Annotated in this window: 4 protein-coding genes and 1 pseudogene; 1 reads left to right on the top strand and 4 read right to left on the bottom strand. The window is 69.2% G+C overall.

What is annotated here, in order from left to right; translation table 11 throughout:
* Nucleotides 1–136, top strand: a pseudogene (locus BRW65_RS32295) (hypothetical protein); the annotation flags it as partial.
* A 124-nt stretch (nucleotides 137–260) separates the two neighbouring features.
* On the opposite strand, the gene BRW65_RS13570 reads toward BRW65_RS32295, so the two are convergent.
* From BRW65_RS13570 to BRW65_RS13555, 4 genes are read right to left on the bottom strand one after another with little or no spacing between them, the layout of a single operon-like run.
* Nucleotides 261–2,291, bottom strand: a complete 2,031-nt coding sequence (locus BRW65_RS13570) for a cytochrome c oxidase assembly protein (protein WP_073875383.1) — start codon at nucleotides 2,289–2,291, stop codon at nucleotides 261–263.
* A gap of 29 nt (nucleotides 2,292–2,320) precedes the next feature.
* Nucleotides 2,321–4,678, bottom strand: coding sequence for a glycerol-3-phosphate 1-O-acyltransferase (locus BRW65_RS13565; RefSeq protein WP_073875381.1), 2,358 nt, complete (start codon nucleotides 4,676–4,678; stop codon nucleotides 2,321–2,323).
* Nucleotides 4,675–6,411, bottom strand: a complete 1,737-nt coding sequence (locus tag BRW65_RS13560) for an HAD-IB family hydrolase/lysophospholipid acyltransferase family protein (protein WP_073875379.1) — start codon at nucleotides 6,409–6,411, stop codon at nucleotides 4,675–4,677. The genes BRW65_RS13565 and BRW65_RS13560 overlap by 4 nt, the downstream gene beginning before the upstream one ends.
* On the bottom strand, nucleotides 6,408–7,874 hold the full coding sequence (locus BRW65_RS13555; protein WP_139273082.1) for a WS/DGAT/MGAT family O-acyltransferase: 1,467 nt from the start codon (nucleotides 7,872–7,874) through the stop codon (nucleotides 6,408–6,410). Before BRW65_RS13555 ends, BRW65_RS13560 begins: the two co-directional genes overlap by 4 nt.
* Nucleotides 7,875–8,007 lie beyond the last annotated feature (133 nt).

Here is an 8,007-nt window from a genome sequence, read left to right as displayed (position 1 = left end):
CCGCCACCCCCCCATCACACCCCCCCCCACCCCCCCCCCGCCCACCGTCCCACCATGGCCCGGGCCCCTCGGCGAACGCGCCGACTGGTGGTGGTACGACCCCTTCCAACCCCAACCACCACCGTCCAACAACTAGACGATGCTGAAGCCGGTTGGCGGAGAGACGAATTCGTTCGCAGTGTCCGATGACGGGTCTTGTCGAGGCCAAGGAAGCGCGCACCGACGATGAGCCGCTCGAGCCTCCCAACTCAAGCACCTCGTCACCGCGGCTTCGCATGTCCCGGCGTGTCGCGCCGCGCCAGCTCGGCCAGCATCGCGTTGTAGGCACCCAGCTCGGCGTCGTCGTCGCGGTCGGCGGCGCGATCCAGGCGCCGCGCGGTGCGGTCGTCGCTGCGGGCCCACTGCACCAGCAGCGCCAGCATCACGATCACCAGGGGCAGCTCGCCGGCGGCCCACGCGATGCCGCCGCCCAGCCGCTGGTCCCCGAGCAGGTCGGTGTGCCAGCTCAAACCGAGCGAGCGGTAATAGTCGGCGCCGAGCACCTTGCGGGTGCCCATCAGCACCACCCCGAAGAACGCGTGCAGCGGCAGCGACGCGAACACCACGCCCACCTTGGCCAGCGGCGGGATGGGTCGTGGGGTGGGGTCGACGCCGATGACGATCCAGTAGAAGAGGTAACCGCTGAGCAGGAAGTGGACGTTCATCGCGAGATGACCCGCGTGACTGCCCACGGCGATGTCGAACAGGTTCGACAGGTACAGCCCGTAGAAGCCCGCGACGAAGAGCACGGTGGCGACCACGGGGTTGGTGAGAAACCGCGATAGGCGGCTGTGCAGCGCGGCCAGCAGCCATTCCCGCATCCCGGGCGGGTCGTCGCGGCCGGCGGCAGGCAACGCGCGCAGGGCCAGACTCACCGGGGCACCGAGCACCAGCAGGATCGGCACCAGCATCGACAGCCCCATGTGGGCGACCATGTGGACGCTGAACATCGCCGGCATGTAGCGACCGACGCCCGACGAGGTGACGAACAGCAACGCCAGGCAGCCCAAGAGCCAGGCGGCGGTCCGGCCCGGCGGCCACGCGTCGCCGCGGCGGCGCAGGCGCACCACGGCGGCCACGTAGAGCGCGGCGAAGACGATCGCGGCGCTGCCGAAGATCAGGTCGAACCGCCAGTCGAACAGGATGCGCACCGCGGTGGGTGGTCCGTTGAAGTCGTACCCGATCTCGGCTTCGGGAATCGAGGGCAGCCGGCTCGGTGGAGGCGGTGGCGGGGTGCGCCCCAGCCCGACGGCGACGCCGAAGGTGAGGCCGAAGACCGCGGCCTCGGCGAGCGCCAGCCGCAGCAAGGCGCGGCGCGCCCCGGGATCGGTCGGCTCGGTTCGCAGCCGCGCGACCGCGATGCGCCGCTGGCGCCAGCCGATGATCCCGAGCGCGCACAGCGCGAGGAACTTGGCGATCACCAGGCGCCCGTATTCAGTGGTGACCAGGTCCCCGAGCGGCACGCGCACCACGGCGTTCATCACACCGCTCAGCGCCATCGCAACCCAGCACCACAGCGCGATCGCGGAGAACCGCCGGGCCGCCAATGCGACGTGTCCCCCGCCGCGCAGCCCATAGGCGGCCAACGCGAGCAGGCCACCCGCCCAGACGCCGGCGGCCACGAGGTGGATCAGCAGGCTGTTGGTGGCCAGGTCGTGCGACCCGCCGGCCGACGAGTGGCCGGTCAGCCCCAGCGGCAGCAGGGTGAGCGACGAGCCAGCGAACAGCAGCGGCGTCCACGACCAGCGCAGCACCGACAGGCTCGCCAGCATCACCAGCGCGGCCAGCGCCGCGGTCCAGCGCCACGCGGAGGCGGTGGTGATCAGTCCCGCGACCGACCAGATCCGCGCCGGGTTGAGCAGCGCGACCAACGGTCGACCGGACACATCGGAGATGGTCAGCGGCACCAGCAGCGTCGCGCACACCGCCCACACCCCCGACGCCACCGTCCCGACCCGCAGTGCCCGGTACCCGTCGGCGTCCAGGACGCCGCTGCGTTGCGGTGGCACGAGGAATGCCGCGAACAGGAACGACCCCACGGCCGTCACGGCGGCGATCTCCCCCGCCGCGCGGACGAACGGCAGCCCCAGCGTGGTCGTCGGGCCCGGGTCCGGCAGCCCGGTAGCGGTCAGCGCGTCGGCCAGCGACAGCGCTCCGATACCGGCCGCCGTGCAGCCCGCCAGCGACGCGACGCCGATCAGTAGCGGCCACACCAGCGCGCGGTGGGTGGTCACAGACCGTTCGACCGTCATACAGCCAGGGTATGGGCGCGGACCCGGGACTACCGAGCCAGGCGCTCCTCACGCGCCTTGACCTCGCGGGCGACGAACTGGTCACGCGCGATCCGCCCGATGTAATCGGAGTCCCGCAGGATGCCCCTCAGCTCTTCCCGGAAGGCGTTCCGGCGTTCGGCGAGATCCGGGGCGGGCGCGACCAAATCCTGGTCGGCGATGACCTGATACGCGGTGGCGAACAACAGCGTCGACACCGATTCGCTGCTGCGGATCCGCGTCTGCGCTACGTATTGGCGACCGACGCCGAGCGCCGACTCCGTCAATTCCTTCTGACCGACGTCGGCCGGCGCGTCGCGCAGCACATCGGCGACGATCTCGTAAGCCTCGAAGAACACCCGCAGCATCGCGTCCGCCATCAACGGCCGCTTGGCGAACAACAACGCGTCGATCTCGTCGCCGCCGGCGGTGACGTGGGCTTCCCAATCGTCGTGCCAGGCCATCTCTTCGGCGATGTTTTCCCGGAACGCCGCCGAGTCCGCGAAGTAGAAGTCGAACTTCAACAGGTCGCGCAGCCGCATCGCCTGATTCCAGAAGGCCTGCATGCGGTCGCCCTCGGCGTGCCGCGCATGAGCGAGCGCGAGCTCGACGATCGAGGTCTCGAGGAACGCGTGGATCAGCGAGTTGCGGTAGAACGCGGCCGCGTGCTGCTCGTCGGGGGCGATGTGCCACACCGGCTCCCGGCCTCCATCGACGCGGGTGATCGGGTGCCCGTTGGACAACGCGTCGACCGCCGCCCGCACCCCGTCCCGCGAGCGCAGCCGCAACGCACTCGTCGACATCGGAATTTGCTTGCGTTCCAGATAGTCGAGTGAATCCTGCAAGGTGTGGTGCAGCTGACCGAGCGTCAACGCCGCGCCGCGGGTCGTCAACAGCAGCGCGCACACCAGACCGGTGGCCGTCACCGGCGTCGCCTGCAATATCCGCCACGCGACCTCGAACGACATCTTCTGCAGCGCAAGGCGTTTGGCGTCCTGATCCTGTGCCAGCGGGCCGTGCGTCGGGCCCAGGTACTGGCGCATCGAAACGGCTTCGGGGAAGCGGACATAGATCTTGCCGTAGTTACGTTCCCCCTGCGCGCGGATGAAGTTGTACAGCCAGCCCACCCCTTCGGGCGTCTTCTCACCGCCACGGGCGTAGGCCGCATACTCGGCGGTCTCATGCAGCTGATCGAAGCTGATGGACACCGGCTGCAGCAGGATGTCCTCGCTGCGCCCGTCCAGGTAGGCGTCGGCGACGTAGGCGAGCAGGCCGAGCTTCGGGGGCAGCATCTTGCCGGTGCGCGAACGCGTGCCCTCGATGGACCAACTCAGGTTGAACCGCTTCTCGACGATGTAGCCGACGTATTCGCGCAACACGTACTTGTAGAGCGGGTTGTCGCCGATGTTGCGGCGGATGAAGATGACGCCGGAGCGGCGCAACAGCGGACCCATCACACCGAACGCCAGGTTGATGCCGGCGAACACGTGCACCGGCGGGAGCCGATTCTCCTGCATCGCGACGGGCACCACCGCGCCGTCGATGTAGGAGCGGTGCGAGAACAACAGCACGGCGGGATGGGTCTCCAGGGCGGCGCGCATGGCCGCGACCTGATAGCCGTCGTAGTCGATCTCCGGGTCGAATCCGCGGCTGAGCGCCCTCCCGAGGACGCCGACCAGGTCGACCGACGCCCGGCTCCAGCCGGTGGCGAGTTCGTCGAGCATCTCGCCCGCTTCGTCGACGGTCGCGCCGGGGATCTTCTTCAGACCCGCACGAAATCGGCTGGACTCCAAGATCTCCGGCTTCACCAACCGCGGAGACTTGTACTGCGGCCCCAGGATTCGGTACTCGACGCGTTCCAGCGCCAGCAGCGCGCGGCGGATGACGAACCGGGCGAAGTCGCACGAGTTTTCTCCGACGGTGATCTCGCGCCACTGCTGGCGCAGTTCGGAGACTTTCGCCGGTTCTCCGGCCACCACCCGCGCCCGCTGGGGCGCGTTCCGAATGATCTGCAGTTGCTGACGTTCGTTGGGGTGGTAGGGATCCCGCCCCGGAATGAGGCCGGCCAGCTTCGCGATCCTGCCGCGATTGGGCGGCGGCAACCAGAACACCCGCACCGGCACGACCGCACGGTCGTCGTTGGCGTCGTTGGCCGCCTCGAGCTGCTCGATCAGCGCGGCCAGCGCGCCTGCCGGCGCGTTGGGCGGCGGCAGTTGCAGGACGTCGAATCTCGCCTCCGGCCGGTCGGCGCGCTGTTGCGCCATCCAGGCCGTCACCAGTTGCCTCTCCACCGGCGACGCCATGGACGCCAATACCAGCGAGTCTTGGCCGGTGAGCACCGCGGTGGTATCCGCGGCCGGTTCCGTCACGGCCGCCCTTCGGGCGGGGACTCGGGCGGCTCGGCACCGGCGGCCGCCTGGGCGGGCCGTTGCGCCTCACCGTCTTTCAGGGCGGCCTGGGACGCGTGGGGATTCGCCTTCGGCTTCGGTTTCGAGGCGGCCTTCTTCGCCGGCGCCTTCTTGGCCGGCTCCTTCGAAACTGCTTTGGCCGCCGTCTTTTTCGCCGGGGCCTTGGCCTTGGCCGCCGACTTCTTCTCCGCGTACAGGTCGACCGCGGGCAGCTCGTCGACCGGCCAGTTGGCCAGCGTGTCCAAATACAGCTGCCGGACCTCGGCGATGCGCTCCGGTAGGTTCTCGACGGTCCAGTCCTGCACCGAGATCGGCGGGAACACCGCGACGTCGACCGTGCCGGGATTGATGACGGTGGAGTTCCTCGCGGCGACAAGCTCGGCGTTGCGGATCACGATGGGGACGATCGGGATCCCGGCCGCCATGGCGAGGCGGAACGGCCCCTTTTTGAACGGCCCGACTTCGGTGGTGTCGACCCGGGTGCCTTCTGGGGCGATGACGATCGAAAGGCCCCTCCTGGCACGGTCTTCGACCTCGTGCATGGTCTCCACGGCCGCGGCGGGATCATCGCGGTCGATGAACACGCCGTCGAGCAGCCTGCCGAGCGTGCCCATGATCGGGTCTTTCTGCAGCTCCTTCTTGCCCACGCCGATCCAGTTGTCGCGCACCAGCGCGCCGGCGATGACGGGGTCGACCTGGTTGCGGTGATTGAAGATGAACACCGCAGGCCGCTGTGCGGTCAGGTTCTCCTGGCCGATGACGTTGAGCTGCACGCCGGCGATCGCCAGCGATAGCTGGGAGAAGGTCGAGGTGAAGAAGTTGACACCCCGGCGCCGATTGCGGGTCAGCACGCCGATGCCCACGGCGCCGGCGGCGACCGGGAACATCGAACCGAATCCGGCCAGGGTGCGCAGCTGGCGCCGCAGGCCCACCGGACCGCGGCTGTTGAACCGCAGGATCGGCCAGCCGCGGCGCTTGGCCACCGCGGCCATTTTGCCCTCGGGGTTGGTCGGGCGCGGGTTGCCGACCAGGTACATCAGGGCGACGTCCTCGTCCCCGTCGGCGTAGAAGTAGCTGTCCTTCAGGTCGATCCCGTTCTCGGCCGCGAACCGTTGCACCGCAGCGGCTTTGCCCGGCCCCCACAGGATCGGCTTCTGCACGCCGCCGGTGAGGATGCCGTCTTCGGTGGTCTCGAACTTGTTGGTGAGCATGTTCGAGATCCCGAGGAAGCGCGCCACCGGGTTGACCTGGATGGTCAGCGCCGACGAGCTGAGCACCACGGTGTGCCCGCGCGCCACGTGCGCGCGCACCAGCTCGCGCATCTCCGGATAGATCCGCGACTCGATGCGCTGCACGAACAGCCGCTCGCCGATCTCCTCCAGGTCGTCGAGCAGGCGGCCGGCCAACGCGGCGGCAGCCTTGCCGATGAGGTCCTCGAATTCGATGCGCCCGAGCGTGTGGCTCAGGCCCGCCTGAACCATGCCGAGCAGCTCGCCGACACCCATGTCGCGGCGCAGCAGCCGTTCCTGGGTGAGGATCACCGCGGTGAACCCGGCCACCAGCGTCCCATCCAGGTCGAAGAACGCCCCGATCTTGGGACCCGGTGGGCTGGCCATGATTTCGGCGACCGAGCCGGGCAACCGCATGTCCCCCGGCGCGCCGCCGTCGACTCCCTGGTCTTTCGCGGCGCTCATGAGCCCGACGCCGTCCGTGCCGAGGTCGCCGGTTCGGTGAACGAGGCGGGCACCGCGCGGGGTGCCGAATCACCGGCCAGCGCCAGGATTTCGTCGAAGCCCTCCAGTAGGCATTGGGCGAACAGCGGTTCGTTGCGCACCGACGCCCTGTCGTAACGCACCGTGATGGTGCACCAGCCGCCCCGCGAGATCAGCACCACCATCATCGCCACGCCGGGCAGCGGGCCGATGCCGTACTGCCGCAACACCTTTGCACCGGCGATGTAGGTGTCTCCGGGATAGACCGGGACGTTGCTGGCCTGCACGTCGGAGCCGATCACCGAACCGGTGATGCCCTCGAGGACCGCGGTGGGCAGGACGCTGAGCAGTGGTGCGACCGAACCGATGATGTTCATCGCCGGCTCGTCGCGGCGCTGCGTCATCTGCGCGCGGATCTTTTTCATCCGCGAGACCGGATCGACGGTGCCGACGGGCGCGGCCAGGTTGACACCGGTGAACCGGTTGCCGCCGGCCGTGTCGGCGTCGGCCCGCAGGTTCACCGGGACCGCCATGGGCAGCGTGCTGATCGGCACGCCGAGCGCCTCGTGGTAGCGGCGCAGGGCGCCGCACAGCCCGGCGAGGTAGGCGTCGTTGATCGATCCCCCACCGGCTTTGGCGGCCCGGTGCAGGTCGGAGAGCGGGATGTCGATGGCTTCGGTGCGGGTGGCCAGGCTGCGGCGGCGCAGCAGCGGCGACGGCTCGGCGGCCCGGTTGAGCACCCGCATCCCCGACATGGCGTAACCGACGATCCCGGACACGGTGGCACCCGGCTCGAGAACCGCCCGTCCGGCCGCCGACACCGCCCCTGACACCACACTCAGAACGCCGCCGACCACGGCGGTGGGCAGGTGGTTAATGCCTTGCCGCATCAGGTCATTGGACGTGAGGTCCTGCGGGATCGGCAGCGGCGGCGTCGGTTTGGCAGGCGGATCACGTTCGAGGTCATAGATTTCCGCGAACATCTGCACCCCGCCGACGCCGTCGGTCACGGCGTGGCTGACATGCAGCAGGGTCGCGGCCTTCCCGCCGGCCAGCCCTTCGACCAACGTGGCCGTCCACAGCGGCCGGGAGATGTCCATCGGCGACTGCAGGATCACCTCGGCGAGGTTGAACACGTCGCGCAGCGTGCCGGGTTCGGCCACCCGCATCCGGCGCACATGGAATTCCAGGTTGAAATCTGGGTCCACCACCCAGCGCGGTGACGCCGTCGGCAGCGTCGGCACGACCACCTTCTGCCGCAGCCGCAACACCCGTCGGGAGGCGTTTTCGAACCGCGTCAGAAACTTGTCCCAGTCCGGCGTGGTGTCGAGGAGCTCCAGCGCCATGATCCCCGACCGGGTCCGGGGATTCGCTTCGCCGCGATGCATCAGATAGTCGACCGGTCCCAGCTGGTCGGACAACTTCACGACCTCGGACTCAGTCATCGCCATCCGCCCGACGCGCCAACCTTGTCACCGTCGATCAAGCCTCCTGCCTAGGCCCCACCCACCCCATTGCCACCACAACGCTAGTCGGGTTGCCGCGCTGGTGAAAGGAGCGGTCGGGCCGTGAGGCGGT

It is taken from the genome of Mycobacterium paraffinicum (assembly GCF_001907675.1).
GTDB lineage: Bacteria > Actinomycetota > Actinomycetes > Mycobacteriales > Mycobacteriaceae > Mycobacterium > Mycobacterium paraffinicum_A.
This window is presented reverse-complemented; position numbering and strand designations above follow the sequence as displayed.